17 protein-coding genes are annotated in these 20,890 nt (G+C 66.7%); 11 read left to right on the top strand and 6 right to left on the bottom strand.

The features are described 5' to 3' along the window. Window positions 1-49: 49 nt before the first annotated feature. From sucC to AC10QF_RS11295, 3 genes are all read left to right on the top strand, one after another. Entirely contained in the window at window positions 50-1,219 is a 1,170-nt protein-coding gene (gene sucC / locus AC10QF_RS11305) for an ADP-forming succinate--CoA ligase subunit beta (protein ID WP_005418614.1), read from the top strand. A gap of 24 nt (window positions 1,220-1,243) precedes the next feature. After that, a complete protein-coding gene (sucD, locus tag AC10QF_RS11300) occupies window positions 1,244-2,119 on the top strand; it encodes a succinate--CoA ligase subunit alpha (protein WP_005418610.1) in 876 nt (291 codons plus the stop codon). Between the two features lie 180 nt (window positions 2,120-2,299). Further along, a complete protein-coding gene (locus tag AC10QF_RS11295; RefSeq protein ID WP_069139321.1) occupies window positions 2,300-3,934 on the top strand; it encodes an NAD+ synthase in 1,635 nt (544 codons plus the stop codon). A gap of 114 nt (window positions 3,935-4,048) precedes the next feature. Here the strand turns inward: AC10QF_RS11295 and AC10QF_RS11290 are convergent, their stop codons facing one another. Both AC10QF_RS11290 and AC10QF_RS11285 read right to left on the bottom strand, forming a co-directional pair. Continuing rightward, window positions 4,049-5,254 (bottom strand): lipase family protein, encoded by a 1,206-nt coding sequence (locus tag AC10QF_RS11290; protein ID WP_065196690.1) that lies wholly within the window; start codon window positions 5,252-5,254, stop codon window positions 4,049-4,051. A gap of 199 nt (window positions 5,255-5,453) precedes the next feature. Further along, window positions 5,454-6,341: an outer membrane protein assembly factor BamD gene (locus AC10QF_RS11285; protein WP_032960726.1), complete on the bottom strand. Its 888-nt coding sequence runs from the start codon at window positions 6,339-6,341 to the stop codon at window positions 5,454-5,456. A 113-nt stretch (window positions 6,342-6,454) separates the two neighbouring features. Here AC10QF_RS11285 and rluD point away from each other — a divergent pair, with 113 nt between their 5' ends. From rluD to AC10QF_RS11265, 4 genes are read left to right on the top strand one after another with little or no spacing between them, the layout of a single operon-like run. Then, complete coding sequence (gene rluD / locus AC10QF_RS11280) at window positions 6,455-7,444, top strand: 23S rRNA pseudouridine(1911/1915/1917) synthase RluD (protein ID WP_138952674.1); 990 nt, start codon at window positions 6,455-6,457, stop codon at window positions 7,442-7,444. Beyond that, window positions 7,444-8,214, top strand: a complete 771-nt coding sequence (gene pgeF, locus AC10QF_RS11275) for a peptidoglycan editing factor PgeF (RefSeq protein ID WP_069139323.1) — start codon at window positions 7,444-7,446, stop codon at window positions 8,212-8,214. The genes rluD and pgeF overlap by 1 nt, the downstream gene beginning before the upstream one ends. 20 nt (window positions 8,215-8,234) lie before the next feature. Then, window positions 8,235-8,738 carry a DUF4166 domain-containing protein gene (locus AC10QF_RS11270; RefSeq protein WP_494542219.1) on the top strand — a complete coding sequence of 168 codons (504 nt, stop codon included), beginning with the start codon at window positions 8,235-8,237 and terminating at the stop codon, window positions 8,736-8,738. Next, the gene (locus tag AC10QF_RS11265; protein ID WP_494542218.1) at window positions 8,716-9,153 is read left to right on the top strand and encodes a thiol-disulfide oxidoreductase DCC family protein; all 438 of its coding nucleotides are present in this window, start codon (window positions 8,716-8,718) and stop codon (window positions 9,151-9,153) included. Before AC10QF_RS11270 ends, AC10QF_RS11265 begins: the two co-directional genes overlap by 23 nt. Window positions 9,154-9,224: 71 nt before the next feature. Here AC10QF_RS11265 and otsA read toward each other — a convergent pair whose 3' ends face one another. The 4 genes from otsA to AC10QF_RS11245 form a co-directional block, all read right to left on the bottom strand. Beyond that, a complete protein-coding gene (gene otsA / locus AC10QF_RS11260; protein ID WP_065178921.1) occupies window positions 9,225-10,589 on the bottom strand; it encodes an alpha,alpha-trehalose-phosphate synthase (UDP-forming) in 1,365 nt (454 codons plus the stop codon). Beyond that, window positions 10,586-12,367, bottom strand: a complete 1,782-nt coding sequence (locus AC10QF_RS11255) for a glycoside hydrolase family 15 protein (protein ID WP_111177546.1) — start codon at window positions 12,365-12,367, stop codon at window positions 10,586-10,588. Before AC10QF_RS11255 ends, otsA begins: the two co-directional genes overlap by 4 nt. Before the next feature lie 41 nt (window positions 12,368-12,408). Next, window positions 12,409-13,167, bottom strand: a complete 759-nt coding sequence (gene otsB / locus AC10QF_RS11250; RefSeq protein WP_053499173.1) for a trehalose-phosphatase — start codon at window positions 13,165-13,167, stop codon at window positions 12,409-12,411. Between the two features lie 207 nt (window positions 13,168-13,374). Further along, on the bottom strand, window positions 13,375-15,810 hold the full coding sequence (locus AC10QF_RS11245) for a TonB-dependent receptor plug domain-containing protein (protein ID WP_494542217.1): 2,436 nt from the start codon (window positions 15,808-15,810) through the stop codon (window positions 13,375-13,377). A 214-nt stretch (window positions 15,811-16,024) separates the two neighbouring features. Here AC10QF_RS11245 and AC10QF_RS11240 point away from each other — a divergent pair, with 214 nt between their 5' ends. From AC10QF_RS11240 to AC10QF_RS11225, 4 genes are all read left to right on the top strand, one after another. Beyond that, entirely contained in the window at window positions 16,025-16,507 is a 483-nt protein-coding gene (locus AC10QF_RS11240; RefSeq protein ID WP_021202058.1) for a DUF3574 domain-containing protein, read from the top strand. Window positions 16,508-16,543: 36 nt separating this feature from the next. Beyond that, the gene (locus tag AC10QF_RS11235; RefSeq protein ID WP_494542216.1) at window positions 16,544-17,401 is read left to right on the top strand and encodes an SH3 domain-containing protein; all 858 of its coding nucleotides are present in this window, start codon (window positions 16,544-16,546) and stop codon (window positions 17,399-17,401) included. 486 nt (window positions 17,402-17,887) lie between these two features. Beyond that, window positions 17,888-18,520, top strand: coding sequence for an SH3 domain-containing protein (locus AC10QF_RS11230; RefSeq protein ID WP_229295589.1), 633 nt, complete (start codon window positions 17,888-17,890; stop codon window positions 18,518-18,520). Window positions 18,521-18,629: 109 nt separating this feature from the next. After that, a complete protein-coding gene (locus tag AC10QF_RS11225; RefSeq protein ID WP_005418578.1) occupies window positions 18,630-20,348 on the top strand; it encodes a thiamine pyrophosphate-dependent enzyme in 1,719 nt (572 codons plus the stop codon). The last annotated feature ends 542 nt before the right edge of the window (window positions 20,349-20,890 follow it).

Raw genomic sequence — 20,890 nt, 5'->3', positions numbered from 1 at the left:
GGGGGCCCTGAGGAATTGCGTGCGGTCGTTCCTATTCCCACGGTGACGCATGAATTTCCACGAATACCAGGCAAAACAACTGCTTGCCGAATACGGCATCCCGGTCCCGGCCGGCAAGGTCGCGGCGACCCCGGACGAGGCGGTTGAAGTCGCCCAGTCGCTGGGCCAGGGCCCCTGGATGGTCAAGGCGCAGATCCACGCTGGCGGCCGCGGCAAGGCTGGCGGCGTCAAGTTCTGCAAGACCGTCGACGACGTGAAGGCCGCAGCGGCCAAGATGCTCGGCACCAAGATGGCCACCTACCAGACCGCCGGCGTCGAGCTGCCGATCAACCTGGTGCTGGTGACCACCGCCGGTGAGATCGTCAAGGAGCTGTACCTGTCGGTCCTGGTGGATCGCGGCACCCGCACCATCAGCTACATCGCCTCTTCCGAAGGCGGCATGGAAATCGAGCAGGTCGCTGCCGAGACCCCGGACAAGATCCACACCCTGAACGTGGACTTCGTCGAGGGCGTGCAGGGTTACCACGGCCGTGACATCGGCTTCAAGATGGGCCTGACCGCCAAGCAGGCCGGCCAGTTCGCCAACATCATGGTGAACCTGTACCGCATCTTCAACGAGAAGGACCTGGCGCTGGTTGAGATCAACCCGCTGGCGATCCTGGACGATGGCAACCTGTACGCGCTGGACGGCAAGTTCAACAGCGACGACAACGCCAACTTCCGCCACAAGGAACTGGTCGCGATGCGCGACAAGTCCCAGGAAGATGAAACCGAAGTGACCGCTTCGGAGCTGGACATCAACTACGTCACCATGGACGGCAACATCGGCTGCATGGTGAACGGTGCCGGCCTGGCCATGGCCACCATGGACGTCATCAAGCTCAACGGCGGCGAGCCGGCGAACTTCCTGGACGTGGGCGGCGGTGCGAACAAGCAGCGCGTCATCGAAGCGTTCAAGCTGATCCTGTCCTCGGACAAGGTTGAAGGCATCTTCGTCAACATCTTCGGCGGCATCGTCCGCTGCGACATGATTGCCGAAGGCATCATCGCCGCCGTGAAGGAAGTGGGCGTCAAGGTTCCGGTCGTGGTGCGCCTGGAAGGCACCAACGTGGAAGAGGGCAAGCAGCTGCTGCGTGACAGCGGCATGGCCATCATCCCGGCTGACAACATCAACGACGGCGCCAAGAAGGTCGTTGAAGCGGTCAAGAACGCCGCCTGATCCACGACACCGAAGGAAATTCCCATGTCTGTTTTGATTAACAAGAACACCAAGGTGATCGTGCAGGGCTTCACCGGCCAGCAGGGCACCTTCCACGCCACTCAGATGATCGAGTACGGCACCCAGGTTGTTGGCGGCGTGACCCCGGGCAAGGGGGGCACCACCCACATCGACCTGCCGGTCTTCAACACCGTTGCCGACGCCGTGCAGAGCACCGGCGCCAACGCTTCGGTCATCTACGTGCCGCCGCCGTTCGCGGCCGACGCGATCCTGGAAGCTGCGGCTGCCGGCATCAAGGTCATCGTCTGCATCACCGAAGGTATCCCGGTGCTGGACATGCTGCGCGTGAAGAACGTGCTGACCCGTTCCTACCCGGACACCGTGCTGATCGGGCCGAACTGCCCGGGCGTCATCACGCCGGGCGAGTGCAAGATCGGCATCATGCCGGGCCACATCCACAAGCCGGGCAAGATCGGCATCGTGTCGCGTTCGGGCACCCTGACCTATGAAGCGGTCAAGCAGACCACCGAAGTCGGCCTGGGCCAGTCCACCTGCATCGGCATCGGCGGTGACCCGATCAACGGCCTGAACTTCGTCGACTGCCTGAAGCTGTTCAACGAAGACCCGCAGACCGAAGGCATCATCATGGTCGGCGAGATCGGCGGTGACGCCGAAGAAGCCGGCGCCGAGTACATCAAGAACCACGTGAAGAAGCCGGTCGTCGGTTTCATCGCCGGTGCGTCGGCTCCGGCCGGCAAGCGCATGGGCCACGCGGGCGCGATCGCCTCGGGCGGCAAGGGCACCGCGGAAGGCAAGTTCGCCGCGATGGAAGCCGCTGGCGTGGTCACCGTCCGTTCGCCGGGCGACCTGGGCGCTGCCATCGCCAAGCTGGTGAAATAAGATCGGCTGCCTCGCGCAGACGATGCTGTAGAGCCGGCCGCTGGCCGGCTGCCTGAAACAGAAGGGCCGCCTTTGGGCGGCCTTTCTGCGTCTGGCGTGCGGTCAGACCCCTTTTGCCATGCAAAAGGGGTCTGACCCCGGCGTTACAATGGAAGCATTGCAACCACAGGCTGGATTCCCATGGCTTCGATCCGCATCGCGATGGCGCAGTTCGACTTCCCAGTCGGCGACGTCGCCGGCAACACCGAGCGCATCATCGAGATGATCGGCCAGGCGCGCGATGAGTACGGCGCCGAGCTGGTGATGTTCCCCGAGCTGGCGGTGAGCGGCTACCCGCCGGAGGACCTGCTGCTGCGCCCGGGTTTCCTGTACGAGTGCGAGCAGGCGATGACCCGCATCGCCACCGCCTGCCGTGGCATCACCGCCGTGGTCGGCTGGCCGCAGGCGGCTGGCGCGGTGGTCTACAACGCTGCCAGCGTACTGCGTGACGGCCTGGTCGAGCAGACCTACCGCAAGCGCGAACTGCCCAACTACGCGGTCTTCGACGAGCGCCGCTACTTCGACGTCGATCCGGATGGTGGCAGCTGCGTGTTCGAGGTCAATGGCATTCCGGTCGGCCTGCTGATCTGCGAGGACCTGTGGTTCGCCGAGCCGCTGGCCGACACCACGCGCGCGGGTGCGCAGCTGGTGGTGGTGCCGAATGCTTCGCCCTACGAGCGTGGCAAGCACGCGCAGCGCGACGCCGTGCTGGCCGCGCGTACCCGCGAGAGCGGGGTGGCCATCGCTTACCTCAACGTGGTGGGCGGCCAGGATGCGCTGGTGTTCGACGGTGCTTCGGTGGTGGCGGATGGTGATGGCACGGTGCACCCGGCCGCTGCTGCCTTCGTCGACCAGTGGCTGGTGGTGGAGTATGACGGTGAGACCCGCCGCTTCATGCCGCATGTGTGGATGGACGACGGCGACGAGAGCATGGACGCGCTGGCCTGGCGCGCGGTGACCCGTGGCATCCAGGACTATTGCCGCAAGAACGGCTTCAGGAAGGTGTGGCTGGGTCTTTCCGGTGGCATCGACTCGGCCCTGGTGCTGGCATTGGCCGTGGATGCGATGGGCGCGGAGAACGTGACCGCCGTGCGCCTGCCCTCGCGCTACACCGCCGGCCTGTCCAACGACCTGGCCGCCGAGCAGTGCCGGGCGCTGGGGGTGAAGCTTGAGGCTGTGTCGATCGAGCCGGCGTTCAAGGGCCTGATGGAATCGCTGGCGCCGATGTTCGAAGGCACCGCGCCGGACGTGACCGAAGAGAACCTGCAGTCGCGTAGCCGCGGCGTGATCCTGATGGCGCTGGCCAACAAGTTCGGTGGCCTGCTGCTGACCACCGGCAACAAGAGCGAGTACGCGGTCGGCTACGCCACCATCTACGGCGACATGTGCGGTGGCTATGCGCCACTGAAGGACCTGTACAAGACCGAAGTGTTCGGCCTGTCCAAGTGGCGCAATACCGTGGGCGGCGCACCGGTGATCCCGCCGGCGGTGATCAGTCGCCCGCCGTCGGCCGAGCTGCGCGAGAACCAGCTGGACCAGGACTCGTTGCCGGCCTATGACGTGCTGGACGGCATCCTCTACCGCTACATCGACCAGGAGCAGTCGCGCGGCGAGATCGTGGCCGCCGGCTACGACGCAGCCGTGGTCGACCGCGTGCTGCGCCTGGTGCGCATCAGCGAGTGGAAGCGGCACCAGGCCGCGCCGGGGCCGAAGGTCTCGCGCCGCGCGTTCGGCCGCGAGCGGCGCTACCCGATCAGTAACGGCTACAAGGGCTGAGGCAGCGCTTGGCGGGTCGTGCCGGCCGCTGGCCGGCAACCCGTTGGCCCCTCCCCGGTGGGTGCGGAGCTTGGTCCGCACGATGGTCGAAGATCATCCACGCTTGGCGTGGATCTACCGGACTCCGTCGAGCAACTGTTCGAGACCGGCGGTTTCCGCAGCGTCGTTGAAGGGATCGTCCCCCAGTCGCGCACGTACGAACCGCAGGCCATCGGCCGCCGCTGCGTCCAGCGTGCCCCGGTGGTCGACGGGGTAGCGCCGGAACGCGACCGGCTCGCCTCGCAGGGCCAGGCCAGCGGCGTACAGCAGGGTGGTCAGGTAGGGCACATCGCGGTCCTGGCTGCCATGGCCCAGCATCAGCGGTTGGCTGAAGCCGCGGCGCGGTACGCCGAGATAGTCGTACAGCACCGCCCAGATGCCCGGCACGCTGGCCAGCGGCGCAGTGAACATGCTGCCGGTGTCGGCGCCGTCCAGCGTGGTGGCCAGTTCGCCCAGGCACTGCTCGCGTGCCACCGCCACCCGCGCGCGGCCTTCATCGCTGAGGACGCGGTCGATCTGCGGCGCGACCTGCAGCAGGCCATCGAGCAGATACGCGTGATACGCGTTGAGCGCGCCCGGATTGGCGGTGCGGTTGTCCGGCTTCATCACCAGCGCGGTCAGTTCGACTGCGGTGGGCGTGCCGGTGGTGAAGCTGCCGCGGTACTGCAGCGACGGTCCGCCATAGGTGGGGGCGATGTGGCCCGCCGTGAGCGCGGCGGCACCGCCCTGCGAATGGCCGACCGAGACCCAGCGCGGCGACAGCGTCCCGTTGCCGAGGTACTGGCGGCTGGCCTTGATCATGTCGATGGCGTTGCGCGCGGCAGTGCGCACATGCAGATAGGCATGGTCGCCTGAGCTTCCGAGGCCCTGGTAATCCGCGGCGACCACTGCATAGCCCTGTGCCAGGAACCGATCGAGAAAGCGCCCGTCGCGTTCGGGTTGGTAGGGGCCGGAGACCGAGGGCGCACAACGATCCGCAATGCCCTGGGTGCCATGCGCCCACGACACCACCGGCCAACCGCCGATGGGCGGCGTGCCGGCGGGCAGGTACAGCAGGCCGGTGCCTTCGGCCAGCTGCCCGCGGTGGTCAGGGGTGCGGTAGTGCAGTTTGTAGGCTTGGGCGGCCTGGGACGGCACCCAGGTGGCGCGATAGGGGGCTGCGGACAGCAGATCGCCCGCTGCGTCCTGTGCGGCGGCCGGCGGCGCCGAGGTCAGCGCCAGCAGCGCGATGGCGAGGAGGCAGGACAGAGGGCGGATACTGCAGCAGGGCAGACGGGCCATGGGGCGCTCCGTGATGGCCGGTGTGGCCGTGGCGCTGCAGTGTGGATGGCCGTGCCCGGGCAGGCTGCGACCGGCGTCGCATCCGCCGTGGATTCGTAGCATTCCTAGGTGCCGGCCCCGGCGCGGGGAGGCGGACGAGGAAAGCAGTCGAGCATGGCTTGACTCTACAAAGAAGAAGGGCCCCTTTCGGGGCCCTCGCTTACTTCTTTTCCAGTCGCGCGTTGCGCTGGCCGGTGCTGGCGGACTTCTCGCCGGCGAACGGGTTCAGCTTGCGGATCATCCACGGGTACTTCGGCCACTTGCCTTCCAGCCACGGGTGGTCCGGCTGGTTCAGCTGCAGGACGCGGCGGGCGTCGTCGGCCAGGGTCTTGTTGCCCAGGTGGGTGTAGGAATCGGCCAGCACGGCCACGGCGTCGTACTGGAAGGCGCTCTGCGGGTAGGTTTCCAGCAGGTAGTTGGCGCGGCCCACGGCTGACACCCAGGCGCCGCGGCGCATGTAGTACAGCGCGTTGTCCAGCTCGTGCTGGGCGAACACGTCACGCAGCTCCAGCATGCGCTGGCGCGCATCGGCGGCGTAACGGCTGTTCGGGTAACGATCAACCACGATGTTGAAGTCCGAGTACGCCTGGTGCGGCGTGGACAGGTCGCGGCGGCTGGCATCCAGCGACCATACGCGGCGCAGGAAAACCGTACTGCGGTTGGAGTTGGCCAGGCCGCGCAGGTAGTACAGATAGGCAATGTTGCGGTGGGTCGGGTAGGTACGGATGAAGCGGTCGATGCTGGACACCGCGTCATCGTGCTTGCCGGCCTTGTACTGCGCGTAGGCGGTTTCGATCATCGCCTGCTCGGTGTACGGACCGTACGGATACTGGGCCACCAGACGGCGGAAGCTGGCTTCGGCGCCGCTCCAGTTGCCGCCCTGCATCAGCTTGTGGCTTTTCTCGTACAGCTGTTCGACCGGCACGCCTTCATCGGGGCGATCACCCTTCTTGGCGCCGCGATGGCAGCCGGTTGCGGCGATGACCAGCACCAGCAGCAGGGCGGTGAGGCGGACGGGCGCGGAGAGCATGGCGGAGCGTCGGATCATGGGGTCGAGGCGGGACGCGGCTGGAATACGAAGGGTCGATGATAGCCTAGTGTCCTGTCCAGCGACTGAAACCGGCCGCCGGGACCCCAAAATTTCAAAGAATGCCCCCTGCCATGTCTGAACAACCCTCTGAATCGGCCCGCCAGGCCATCGTCCCCGACACCGCCGCCGGCCGCCGTTTCGACGCGGTCGTGGCCGAACTGTTCCCCGAATACTCGCGCTCGCGGTTGACCGAGTGGATCAAGGCCGGGGAGGTCCTGCTGGACGGTGCCCAGGTGCGCCCGCGCGATCCGCTGCGCGGCGGCGAGGTGGTGACCCTCAACGCGGTGCTGGAAACCCAGACCGATGCCCAGCCGGAGGACATCCCGCTGGACGTGCTGTTCGAGGACGAGCACCTGCTGGTGATCAACAAGCCGGTCGGCCTGGTGGTCCATCCGGGTGCCGGCAACCACAGCGGCACCCTGGTCAACGCGCTGCTGTTCCGCGATCCGTCGGTGGCGGTGCTGCCGCGCGCCGGCATCGTGCACCGCCTGGACAAGGACACCAGCGGCGTGATGGTGGTGGCCAAGACCCTGGAAGCGCAGACCGCGCTGGTCGAGCAGCTGGCGGCACGTGACGTGCACCGTCAGTACCTGGCCATCGTGATGGGCGCACTGGTGGCCGGTGGTACTGCCGATGCCCCGATCGACCGCCACCCGCGCGACCGCCTGAAGATGGCGGTGCGTGAGGACGGCAAGGAAGCGGTGACCCACTACCGCCTGCGCGAGCGCTTCCGGGCACACACCGCGCTGGAGTGCCGCCTGGAAACCGGCCGTACCCACCAGATCCGCGTGCACATGGCGCACGTGCGCCATCCGATCATCGGCGACCCGCTGTATGGCGGCGCGCTGAAGCTGCCCAAGGGCGCCAGCGACGAGCTGGTGGCCGCGCTGCGCGGCTTCAAGCGCCAGGCCCTGCACGCCGAGACCCTGGAGTTCATGCACCCGATCACCGGTGAACCGGTGCGCAACACCGCGCCGGTGCCGGAGGACATGCTGCACCTGCTGAAGGTGCTGCGCGAAGACAGCGAAGCCTTCGCCGCCCGCGAGCGGGACCGCTGGTGATGGCGGCCGCGCTGCCGTTGCTGCAGGCCGACTGGCCGGCGCCCGCAGGCGTCCATGCGCTGACCACGCGCCGGCACGGTGCGGGCATCTCGCCGGCGCCGTTCGCGCAGTTCAACCTGGGCAACCGGCACGCGGCCGATGGTGATACCCCAGCCAACGTTGAGCACAACCGCCAGCTGCTGCAGCAGGGGCTGGCGCTGCCGTCGGCACCGCACTGGCTGCGCCAGGTGCACAGCAGCACCGTGCTGCGCTTCGATGCACCGCCGGCGCCCGGCGCGAGCGAGCCGGTGGCCGACGCGGCGGTAACCTCGGTGCCGGGCGTGGTGCTGGCGATCCTGACCGCCGACTGCCTGCCGGTGGTGTTCGCCGCCGCGGACGGCAGCGAGGTGGGCGCGGCCCATGCCGGCTGGCGGGGGCTGGCCGACGGCATGCTGGAGGCCACGGTGGCCGCCCTGCAGACGCCGCCGGCGCAGCTGCGGGCCTGGTTGGGCCCGGCCGCCGGGCCGTCCGACTATGAGATCGGCGAGGAGGTCTATCACGCCTTCGTCGGCCATGATCCCGCTGCTGAGCGGGCGTTCGTCGCGACCCGTCCCGGACACTGGAAAGTGGACCTGTTCGCGCTGGCGCGGCAGCGCCTGCAGTCTGCGGGGATGGACCCGGCACAGGTGTATGGCGGCACGGTGTCGACGATGGCCGACCCGGACCTGTATTCGCATCGGCGCGATCGTCGCACCGGGCGCATGGCGACCCTGGCCTGGATCGCGCCCTGACTCCGCCGCTGTTCGCGCGTGTGCTGGGGCCGGCCTTTGCCACCCTGGCAGGACCGGTGCAGGCGCTGCATGCCGCGCCGTTGCCCTGCCGCTACGCAGGGCAGGCCTGCATCGTGAGGGGGCGGCACTGGCTGGTGCCGCTGCTGGCTGCGTTGGCGCGGTTGCCACAGGACGGTGACGCGCTGCCCACCGAGGTGGCGTTCAGCCGCTATCGGCAGGGCGAGCAGTGGGCGCGGCGGTTCGGCCGCTGGCCAATGGTGTCGCGGCTGTGGGCGCACGACGGGCATCTGCGCGAGCAGCTGGGCGCGGTGCGCTTCGAGTTCGCGCTGCAGGCCCGCGACGGTGGTATCGACTGGTCGGTGCGTCGGGTCTGGGCGTTCGGGCTGCTGCCGCTGCCGACGCGTTGGTTCGGCGGTGTGCGCTGCCGTGAAGCCTGGCAGGGCGAGCGCTACACTTTCCTGGTCGATGTGACGCTGCCCTGGGCCGGAGCCCTGATCCGCTATGAAGGTTGGCTCGAACCGTAGTGACGCTGCCGCCGAGGCTGGCAGCGCGGTGGTCGTGTTCGATGGCGTGTGCGCACTGTGCAATCGCTGGGTTCGGTTCCTGCTGCGTTTCGACCGCAGGGGGCGCTACCGCTTTGCAGCGATGCAGGGGCAGAAGGGCAGCGCGATGCTGCGCGCGCACGGGCTGGATCCGCAGGACCCGATGTCGTTCCTGCTGCTGGACGCACAGGGTGCCTGGACCGATACCGATGCGATCCTGCGCGTACTTGCGGGGCTGGGCGGCGCCTGGCGCCTGGCCGGCGTGCTGCGGCTCGTGCGGCGCGGCTGGCGTGATGCGGCGTATCGCGCGCTGGCACGCAACCGCTACCGCTGGTTCGGTCGGCATGACACCTGCCATCTACCCGCACCGGAACAGGCCGCGCGGTTCCTGGATTGACGAAAAAGGGGACGGAGGGGATTAGGTCGTTTGTGCATAAACGACTTAATCCCCTCCGTCCCCTTTTTTCTTCAGCCTTCCAGCGCGTCGAGGTAGCTGCGGCGCCAGTGGTTGATGTCGTAGGTGCGCAGATGTTCCATCATCGCGTGCCAGCGTTCCTTGCGCCTGCTCAGCGACATCGTCGCTGCGGTGGCGATTGCGTCGGCCACGCCGTCGAGGTCGTGCGGGTTCACCAGCAGTGCCTGCTTCAGTTCGTCGGCGGCGCCGGCCAGCAGTGACAGCACCAGCACGCCGGGATCCTCCGGGTCCTGCGAGGCCACGTATTCCTTGGCCACCAGGTTCATGCCATCGCGCAGCGGCGTGACCAGGCCGACCGCCGCCGCTCGGTAGAAGCCGGTGAGCGTGGCATGGGTGAAGTTCTGGTTGACGTAGCGCAGTGGCGTCCAGTCCGGCTCGGCGTGGCCACCGTTGATGTGGCCGGCGATCTGTTCCAGTTGGCTGCGCAGCTGCCGGTACTCGGTGACATCGCCGCGCGAGACCGGCGCAATCTGCAGGTAGGTGAGCGAGCCGCGCTGGTCGGGGTGACGCTGCAGGTAGCGTTCGAAGCCGAGGAAGCGTTCGGGCAGGCCCTTGGAGTAATCCAGGCGATCCACGCCAATCGCCAGCTGGCGGTCCCGCAGGCTGCTGCGCAGGTTCTTCACTGCGGCCTTGGTCGCGGCGGTGCCGGCCTGGCGTGCGATCAGGTCGGTGTCGATGCCGATGGGGAAGGCCGCCGCGCGGAATCGGCGCCCGCCGGGTGCTTCCAGCTCACCGTTGTCGAGCACGCGGCCACCACCGAACAGGCGCAGGTAAGTCTGGAAGCGATCGGCATCGCGCTGGGTCTGGAAGCCGACCAGGTCGTAGGCGTACAGCGCGGAGAACAACCGCAGGTGGTCGGGCATGGCCTGCAGCAGGTCGGCCGACGGCATCGGGATGTGCAGGAAGAAGCCGATGCGGCAGCCGATGCCGCGCTCGCGCAGCAGTGCGCCGAGCGGGATCAGGTGGTAGTCGTGGATCCAGACGATGTCGTCCTCGCGCAGCAATGGTGCGAGCTTGTCGGCGAACAGCGCATTGACCTTGTGGTAGGTCTCGCGGGTGCCGCGGTCGTAGTCGACCAGGTCCAGCCGGAAGTGCAGCAATGGCCACAACGTGCGGTTGGCGAAACCATTGTAGTAGCCATCGACCTCGCGCTTGCTCAGGTCCATGGTGACGTAGTCGATGTCACCATCCTTCTGCCGGTGCAGCGTGCCGCTGCCTTCCTTCACGGTCTTGCCGCTCCAGCCGAACCACAGCCCGCCGCGCTCCTTCAGGGCGGCCAGCAGGCCGACCGCCAGGCCGCCTGCGCGGTTCTCGCCGGGCACGGCCACACGATTTGATACCACGACCAGACGACTCACGATGCCTCCTGCCAGGACCGCGACAGGCGCATCGCGGCGGTGATCAGGCCGACATGCGAATAGGTCTGCGGGAAGTTACCCCAGGCCTCGCCGGTGTCGAAGGCCAGATCCTCCGACAGCAGGCCCAGGTGGTTGCGCTGCTTCAGCAGCAGTTCGAACATCTCGCGCGCCTCGTCCAGGCGCCCGATCGCCGCCAGTGCATCGATGTACCAGAACGTGCAGATGGTGAAGCTGGTTTCCGGCTCACCGAAGTCATCCGGAGCGACATAGCGGTACAGCGAATTGCCATGCTTGAGGTCACGGCCGATGGCTTCGACGGTGGCGATGAAGCGGGCGTCCATCGCGTCGATGAAGCCGATGTCGGCCAGCAGCAGCAGCGAGGCGTCCAGGCGATGGCCACCGAAGGTATCGGTGAAGTGGCCCAGCTCTTCGCTCCAGGATTCGGCCATGATGCGCGCGTGGATGGTGTCGGCACGTGTGCGCCAGTAGTGGGCGCGGTCGTCGCGCTTCAGCCGTATGGCGATCTTGCACAGGCGGTCACAGGCGGCCCAGCACATCGCGCTGGTGTAGGTGTGTACCTCGGTGCGGCCGCGGAACTCCCACAGGCCGGCATCGGGTACGTCGTGCAGGGCGAAGGCCTGCTCGCCGAGGGGTTCGAGGCGGGCGAAGGTGTGCGCATCACCTGGGTCCTGCAGGCGCCGGTCGAAGAACAGCTGCGTGGACGCCAGCACGACGCTGCCGTAGACATCGTGCTGGCGCTGCACCCAGGCCAGATTGCCGCGCCGTACCGGGCCCATGCCGCGGTAGCCGGACAGGCTGGGGACCTCATCTTCGTCCAGCTTGGCTTCGAAGCCGATGCCGTACAGCGGCTGCAGCGTGCCGTCGGTGGTGGCCAGGTTGAAGATGTAGCCGAGGAACTGTTCCATCGTGCGCGTGGCGCCGAGGCGGTTCAGCGCCCGCACCACGAACGCCGCATCACGCAGCCAGCAGTAGCGGTAGTCCCAGTTGCGCACGCTGCCGGGGGCTTCAGGAATGGAGGTGGTCATCGCCGCGATGATCGCGCCGCTGTCCTCGTACTGGCACAGCTTCAGCGTGATCGCACTGCGGATCACCGCGTCCTGCCATTCCAGCGGAATGGACAGGTAGCGCACCCATTCGCGCCAGTAATCGCGGGTACGCTGGAAGGCCTCCTGCACATAGCCGCTGATCGAACGGTTGAGCGATTCATCCACGCCCAGGATCAGGTGGATGGGATGGTTGAGCACGAACGGCAGGCCGTCGCGCACGAAGCGCACCGGCACGTCGGTGGTCAGCCGCAGCACGTGTTCGGGCAGCACCCAGCGCACATGGTTGCTGCCCCAGGTGGATTCCGGAACGCGCGCGCCCCAGTCCGCCAGCGGGCGTGCGCGTACGGTGATGCGCGGGCTGCCGGCCAGCGGACGCACCTGGCGGATCAGGCTGACCGGGCGGTAAAAGCGGTCGTTCTGGCGCCAGCGCGGGGCGAAGTCGAGGATTTCCAGTTCGCCGCCGTGCGCGTCGCGCAGCACGGTGCGCAGGATCGCCGTGTTGGTCAGGTATTCCTGCTCGCTGCTGGCGAAGTCTTCCAGCTCGATGGCGAAGTCGCCACCGGTCTGCTGGTTGGGGCCGAGCAGCGCGCAGAAGGTAGGGTCGCCGTCGAAGGTGGGCAGGCAGCTCCAGACAACGCGGGCACGTTTGTCGACCAGGGCGCCGAAGCTGCCGTTGCCGACCACGCCCAGATCAAGATCGGGTTGGGTCATCACGCGGTACATCTCGGTTGCGGCCGTGGGGGTTGGCCGGGTCAATAGGCATTCTCACGCAGCCAGGCGTGCACGCTGCGTATGTCGGGCAGCGCGAACACCGCCGCGCTGGGTTCACGTTCACCCACCAGCACGCTCCAGCCATGCTGGCCGTTGGCGGCATCGAAGCCGAACTCATCGGTCAGGTCATCGCCGAGGAACACCGGCAGGCGACCGCGGAAGGGCAGGTACTGCATCATCCGAAGCACCGCACGGCCCTTGTCGGTGCCGACGGGCACGAATTCGACTACATGGTCGCCGGGTTGCAGGCGGTAGCTGGCACGGCCCCGCACGTGGCGGTCGGCGAAGGCGCGGACGTCCCTGGCTGCATGCGGCGCGCCGCGCCAGTGCAGGGCCAGGCCGACACCCTTGTCTTCCACCAGCACGCCGGGATGGCCGTGGGCGAAGCGCATCGCCTGCTGGTGCAGTGCGTGCAGCCATTCGGCGGTGTCGTCATCGTGTTCGTCGCGCAGTACGCGACCATCCTGCCCACGCAGTTCATGGCCATGCAGGCCAGCAGCAGGCAGTTGCAGCGGAGCGAACAGTTGATCCAGCTGTTCGAGCGGGCGACCACTGATCAGTGCCACGGCACCTTCCAGGCGGTCGCTGATGCGGCCGATGGCTTCGCGCACATCCGGCAGCAGCTGCACGGCATCCGGGCGTGCAGCGAATTCGATCAGGGTGCCGTCGACATCAAGGAACAACGCGCAGGCGTCATCCAGCAATGGCGGCGGCGGACGCAGGGGTAGCGGTTCAGCCATGAAGCCCAGCTTGCCAGCGCGGGCGTGTACGTGGGGTCGAGGGCAGGCTACGGATCGGGCTAGTGCCGGCCAACGGTCGGCACCCACCCAGAGCGATCACCTCCGGTGGGTGCCGACCGTTGGTCGGCACGAAGGGGAGGCTTGCATGGAACCCAGGCAGTGCGGACCAGCGGTCCGCACCCACCGGGAGTGATTGGTCCAATGCAATCAGAACGTATAGCGGACGCGGCCGTAGTAGTACGCACCGTTGCTGCCGATCGGCGACAGCACGTCGTACGGCAGGTTGCCGAAGTAGTGGATATCGCTGTTGGATCGATCCGGATAGTTGTCGGTCAGGTTCTGCCCGCCGATGGCCACGCTCCACTGCGGGGTGATGCGGTATTCGACTTCCGCATCCAGCTGCCACTCGGCCTGGTAGGTCTGGCGCGGGATGTAGCCGTCTCCGAAGTTGAACACACGGGTGGCGCTGCCATAACGGTTCACGCGGGTGCTCAGCGACCAGTGGTCGTTGCTCCATGCGGCCGAGAAACTGCCACGCGTGCGCGGCGTGGCGTCGGTCAGCGTGTTGGTCTCTTCGATGCCGAACAGCACGTAGTCCGGATTCAGCGCGCGCAGCTGGGCCGGGGTGGCCAGCACGTTCTTCAGCGTGGTCTTGGTATACGCATAGGTGCCGGTCAGCAGCAGCTGGCCATCGCCCAGCGACTGGCGCCAGTTGCTCACCAGCTCGGCGCCACGGGTGCGGGTGTCGGCGGCGTTGACGAAGAAGCTGGCGCTCTGCAGGCCGCTGACGCCGTAGTTGGCGGCCACGTAGTCGGTCAGCGCATCGCCGGTGATGCTCTCCGACAGCGCGATGCGGTCATCGATGTCGATCTGGAAGAAGTCCAGCGACAGGTCGAAATGCTCGCCGATGCGGCTGGTGAAACCGAGCGAGGTGTTCAGCGATTTCTCTGGTTTCAGGTTCTGCGCCCCCAGGCCGCGTGCGATCGGATTGTTGACTGACAGCAGGCGGCCCTGCACCAGCTGGCCACCTGCGTTGTAGCCGGTGGAGGTGGACTCGTAGCCGATCTGTGCCAGCGACGGCGCGCGGAAGTTGTTGGAGATCGCGCCGCGCAGCGCGAACGCCGGGGTGAACTCATAGCGCAGGCCGAGCTTGCCGGTCAGTTCGCCGCCGAAGTCGTCGTTGTGCTCGTAGCGCGCGGCCAGATCGGTGGAGAACTTTTCGCCGAACTGGCTGGACAGGCTGGCATAGGCGCTGGCCACATCACGCGACAGGGTGGCTGCATCCTGCGGGGTCAGGCCACCACCGGCCTGTGAACCGGTCGGGCGGTCGGTGTACGGGCCGGCCGCATAGCTGGCCGGGTCGCCGGGGCGGGTCTGGTAGCGCTCATGGCGTGCTTCCACGCCCAGGCCCAGCGTGTGGCTGATGCTGTCGCTCTGGGTGAACACGCGGCTCAGATCGAGATTGCCCACCGTCTGTGCGTACTGGTAATCGGCGGTCTTGAAGCGGGTCGGGCTGGTCGGGCCCAGCGACGCGTTGAGCGAATCACGCAGGCGGTAGGTGAAGTCGTTCTGGCCGTAATCCAGGCTGCCGTCGTAGCTCCATTCGCCCCACTGCCCGCGCACGCCGGCCACGGCCTGCACGTCGCGGTTCTCACCTTCGGAGATCGGCCGGTAGCCGTTCGGATAGACCTGCTTCCAGTTGGCATCGCCATCGGGATAGCGGAAGTAGTTCGCGCCTTCGGTGTCGCGCTGGTTGAAGGTGCCGAACGCGTAGAACGTCGAGGTCTGGCCGACCGGAATCTCGGTGTTCAGCCACAGGTTGATGTCCTTGCTCTTGCCATCGCCCAGCACATAGTTGCGCTTGCCCTGCAGCACCAGGTTGCCCGGAGTCTGGTCCCACGGCGGAATCTGGTCGAAGCCGGCGCGGTTGGTACCGTTGCGGTGCTTGTATTCCAGGCCGACGCGCAGGAAGCCGCCGTCTTCGCCCAGCGAGGTGCCGACCTTGGCGCTGAGGTTGCCGGTCTGGCCATCGGTGAGGGTGCGGCCGATCGGCTTGAGGTCGGTGTGGTTGGCACCGTAGCTCGCCTCGATCTCGCCGCCGTCACCGCCGTTGTCGAGGATCACGTTGATCACGCCGGCCACGGCGTCCGAGCCGTACAGCGCCCCGGCGCCATCGCGCAGCACTTCAATGCGCTTGATCGCGCTGACCGGAATCGAATTGAAATCGACCGGGGTGGTGCCCTTGCCGATCTTGCTGTCGGTGTTGACCAGCGCGGTGTGGTGGCGGCGCTTGCCGTTGACCAGCACCAGCACCTGGTCCGGCGACAGGCCACGCAACTGCGCGGCGCGCACATGGTCGGCGCCACCGGAGTTGGACTGGCGCGGGAAGTTGAACGACGGCAGCAGCGCCTGCAGCGCGCTGCCCAGCTCACCGTTGACCACGCCCGCCTTGCGGATGTCCTCGGCGGTGAGCACATCCACCGGCGAGGTGGATTCGAGCACGGTGCGGTCGGCGGCACGGGTGCCGGTGACGATCACCGTATCCAGGTTGGTGGCGTCCTGGGCCAGGGCCGGGGCGGCGGCGGAGGAAAGCGCGAGGGCGATGGCGAGGCCGAGCGGCGACGCGGGCAGGCGGGCGGACATGGGGGCTCCAGCAACAACGACGACGGGGGAAGGGGAGATAGTTTCACTTACATCCATCCGGATGAAGCGATATATTATCTTCGCGTGATGACCGGCGCGGATGCAAGCCCCTGCCGGTCCGGCATGAGCTGATGCCCGGTTGGCATCAGCACGCCGGGCCGGTGGCGCTGTACGCTGCCGGCTCGCCTTGTCCCCCTTCCCCGGAGCTGTACCGATGAAACACCTTGGCCTCGTCTTCGCCGTGCTGTTGGCCACCAGCGGCTGCGCCAGCCTCTCATCGCAGGCGCCCAGCGCCTATGCCACGGCCACTACCGCCGAACTGAAGGGCGACGCCGCGCGCCCGTCTTCCGCGCACGGCTGGGTGCGCAGCGAGCTGTACTTCGGCGTGGGCGAGGAGCAGGGCGCCGGCAACCGCCCGCAGGCCGACACCATCAGCGACGCGCAGTGGCGCACCTTCCTGGACAAGGAAGTGACCCCGCGCTTCCCGGATGGCCTGACCGTGTTCGATGCCTATGGCCAGTGGCTGTTCCGCGGCGATGCCGCGCCCAACCGCCTGCGCACCAAGGTGCTGGTGGTGCTGCATGAGGACACCCCGCAGCGCCGCGCCGATATCGAAGCGATCCGCCTGGCGTGGAAGCAGCAGACCAGGCATCAGTCGGTGCTGTGGTCGCGGCAGCCGGTCGAGGTATCGTTCTGAGTTGAAGGTGCCGCTGCGGTGCCGCAGGGAGCAATGATGAACTACAGGGAATGCCTGCTGGGCCTGGTGTTGGCCGGCACGCTGGCACCGACGGCGCACGCCGGTGGGGACGACGGCGAAACCTTGCGCTTCCAGGTGGCCGCGCACGTGCAGGCACAGGCCGATCCCCTGCAGGACGGCAGCATTGCCGTGCAGCTGTCACCGTCGGGCAAGCGGCAGACGCTGGCCGGCGCGGCGGATGCCGACGGCACTTCGCGATGGTCGCTCGAAGATGTCGATTCCGATGGTTACCCGGAACTGGTCGCACGCGCCCCGGTCGGCATGGTCAACGAAGCGGTGGCGGTGTACCGGTTCGATCCCGCCAGTGCCGGGTTCCGCGCGCTGCGGGCTGCAACCCACGGCAGGGAGAGCTGCGGCGAGCTGATGGGCCTGATGGTCGACCACCTGAGCCGCACCCTGACCAGCAGCTGCCGCAGCGGCCCGATGTGGTACACCGACCAGTATCGCTTTGCAGGCGCGACACTCTATCTGTACCGCGCCGAGAGCGTGCTGATGCTGGGCGATACGGTAAACGCCGCGCTGCAGTGGGAGCAGACCGACGAGCAGGGTCCGCTGGCCGTCTGGCGCACCTATGATCCCGCTGGCCGTGTGCTGGAAAGTGCCATTGCCGATGGCCTGGGCGCGCCGCCGGATGGACCGTTGCGCGGCCAGCAGGCCACCGTGGTACCCGCGCGGCTGTTCCTGTTCGACCGGCCTGGTGCGTCCAGCACCAAGCGTTACCTGGTGCAGGGCGATCGGGTGGAACTGCTGGATGAACAGAACGGCTGGGTGAAGCTGCGCTATCGCAGCCCGAAGCACGGCGACGTGCTGGGCTGGATCAACGTCAACAATTGATTGATCGGAACTGACAGCGATCAGACGCCCGGATGTCCGGGCGACTGCTGCCTGGTGTGTTTCTCGCTTGCAGGACTGGAGTTCCCTCGGTCCCGGAAGCAATTTCGGATTTCTTGCATGGAGTCACCGGGCACTCCGCCACATGATCGTGGTGCCGGCTGAAAAGCCAGTTTCTGCACGGGCATTCCAATGACAATGGGGATCGGCTTCCCGCCGCGACTGAAGTGGTTGCTTGAGAGAGGGAGCCTGCGGTCGGTTGTTGCGCTGACTTCGCTGATTCTTCTCCAGATTGGGTTGTTTCAGCCGGGTACTGCCTGGTCGAAGCCAATCGGGGAACAAGCGCAGCTATCGTTCGAGGTAGCGCCAGCAACACCGGTGACGGTCTCCCATCAACGTGACGGGAGCATCCAGGTCCAACTCCCCTCTGGCGCGACACAGCAGCTGCCACGCGCCCCATCGGAGTCGCCAGAATCTGAAACAAAGCTGATGGCGTTGGATGTGGACTTTGACGGTCAGCTTGATCTGGTAGTGCAGATACCCGTTGGAATGGTCAATTTTTCGACACTCGTCTATAAATTTGATCGGAAACTTGGCAGGTTCATGACACTGCCCGTCATCCGCAAAGCCAGGCGAAGTTGCGGGGAGTTCGGCCGGATCGAACTGGATTCCAAGAATCAGATGCTCCGTAGTAGCTGCCGAAGTGCGATTTGGCGTGTTGATGTATACCGTCCTTCCAACGGAGTTCTGTACCTTTATCGCTCCGAGCGTATGCTTGCGTTGCCCAGGTTGGACGGAGAAGTGCTGAGCTTGGAGACGACGCGGTTTGGTGGCCCGCTAGCCGTTTGGACCGGCTACTCGGCGACCGCAGAGATTGAAGAGCAAGCCATCAATGACGGACTGGCTGTGCCCGACAACGGCAGCCCGCTGGTTGCGTTGACTGCCACCGTGGTACCCGCGCGCCTGTTCCTGTTCGATCGACCCGGCGCGTCCAGCACCAAGCGTTACCTGGTGCAGGGGGATCGCGTGGAACTGCTGGATGAACAGGACGGCTGGGTGAAGCTGCGCTACCGCAACCCGAAAAGCGGTGCAGTGGAGGGTTGGATCAACGTCAATGATTGACGAGAGGTCTACCCGCAGTCTGCACATTGAGGCGATGGGCAACTTGCCCACGTAGGCATCACTTCATCGGGTCTAGCCTCGGACGTTCCCCCGTTCGAGGATGTATCCGATGAGCAAGCGCGTAGCCGAAATCGTGGTGGACGCCCTGCAGCAGGCCGGTGTCCGCCGTTGCTACGGCATCGTGGGCGATACGCTCAACCATGTGACCGATGCGATGCATGGCAGCGAGATCGCCTGGGTGCACGTGCGCCATGAAGAAGTGGCAGCGTTCGCTGCCGGCGCCGATTCGCTGGTGAGCGGCGAGTTGACCGCCTGCGCGGGTTCCTGTGGTCCCGGTGGCCTGCACTTCATCAACGGCGTGTTCGAGAGCAACCGCAACCGTGCGCCGATGGTGCTGATCGCCAGCCAGGTGGTGACCAGCGAGCTGGGCATGGAATTCCCGCAGGAAGTGGATTTCAAGGCGGTCTATGGCAGCTGCACGGTGTTCTGCGAGCAGGTGCACAGCCCGGAGCAGGCGCGACGCGTGGTGGCCCTGGCCTGCCAGGCCGCGATCAGCCGCCGTGGCGTGGCGGTGGTGATCCTGCCGGCCGATATCAGCCAGGCCGAGGTGAAGCACGACGTGCCGTTCTCGGTGCATTACACCCAGCCGGTACTGCGCCCCTCCGACGCCGAGCTGCAGCGCATCGCCGAGCTGCTGGGGCAGGGCAAGCGCATCGGCATCTACGCCGGTGCCGGTTGCCAGGGTGCGCACGCGCAGCTGCTGGAGCTGGCCCGGCGCTTGCAGGCCCCGATCGCGCATACCTCGCGCGCGAAGGATTTCGTCGAGCCGGACAACCCGTACAACATGGGCATGACCGGCATCTTCGGCATCGAGTCCGGCTTCCACACGCTGATGGAGTGCGACACGCTGCTGCTGCTCGGCGCCGACTTCGCCTGGGGCCAGTTCTACCCGGACAAGGCCACCATCATCCAGGTCGACCGCGATGGCAGCCACCTTGGCCGCCGCCACCCGGTGAACCTCGGCGTGGTCGGCGATATCGCACCGACGCTGGATGCATTGCTGCCGATGCTGCCGCCGCGCGAGGACGGCAGTTTCCTGGACGAGTGCATCGAGCATCGCGACAAGGCGCTGAAGAAGCGCGAACAGGAAGAGCAGCCGGGCGAAGGCGAATTGATCCATCCGCAGCACCTGACCGCGCTGCTCTCGAAGCACGCTACCGAGGATGCACTGTTCACCGCCGACGGCGGCTCGCCGATGGTGTGGGTGCTGCGCCATATCCGCGTGAACGGCCGCCGCCGCACGCTGACCAGCCTGCTGCACGGCACGATGGCCAACGCGATGCCGCAGGCGCTGGGACTGCAGAAGGCCTTCCCCGGCCGGCAGGTGATTTCACTGTCCGGCGATGGTGGGCTGGCAATGCTGCTGGGCGACCTGTTGACCGCGGTACAGGAGAATCTGCCGATCAAGGTGGTGGTGTTCAACAACGGCTCGCTGAACTTCGTCGAGCTGGAGCAGAAGGTGGAAGGCCTTCTGGATAACTACACCGACCTGAAGAACCCGGACTTCGGCCGACTGGCCGAAGTGATCGGCTTCCATGGCCGCACGGTCACCCGCAGCGAGGATCTGGAGGAAGCGGTGCAGGATTTCCTGTCGCAGCGCGGCCCGGCATTGCTGGATGTGCACACCAGCCGCGCCGAGCTGGTGATGCCACCACAGATCGAGGCCAAGCAGGTCGCCGGCACGGCGCTGTATGCGGCCAAGGCAGTGTTGAACGGTCGCTTCGATGACGTGAAGCATCTGCTGGTGGACAACTTCCTGAAGAAGTAGGGGGGGCGATGCAGGGCTGCGCCCTGCACCTGCGGAGGCCAAAGCAACAGCCGAAGCAACAGCAACAGCTGGGTATCCGTGGGATGGCGGGGTGGGTCCGGTTGCGGGGGGCGCTGCAAGTCCCCCTCCGGGGCCCGGCCCAGCCGCTGGCGGCTGTGCGTTCGGGCGCTTGCGAAGCAATGCTTCGCAAGCAAAGTGCCCTCACCCATGTAAGCTCGGTCGCCGCATCCATGCGGCTCACGCCCCCGCAACCGGACCCACCCCGCCTTAGACAGATCATCGCGATCTGCCGGTAGATCCACGCCGTGCGTGGATAGCGTGGAAATGATCGAATTGTTCTTGTAGAGCCGAACCGTGCTCGGCTCAGAAGCTTCGCGTACAGCGGCCGAGCGTGGGCTCGGCGCTACAACGAGAGCCTGCCTTTGCTTTTGATCTTTTGATTCTCTTCCGTGGCTGGCACGCGCAGGAAACTGTCAGGGGCCGGTCGGGTAGGTGGCGCGGGGGTGTCCGCGGCATGGATGCCGCGGCCAAGCCCCCAGGGA

This window comes from Stenotrophomonas maltophilia complex sp. Om-AH-Sm3 (genome assembly GCF_059337855.1).
The sequence above is the reverse complement of the archived record's forward strand: the minus strand, read 5'-3'. Positions and strand labels throughout refer to the sequence as shown.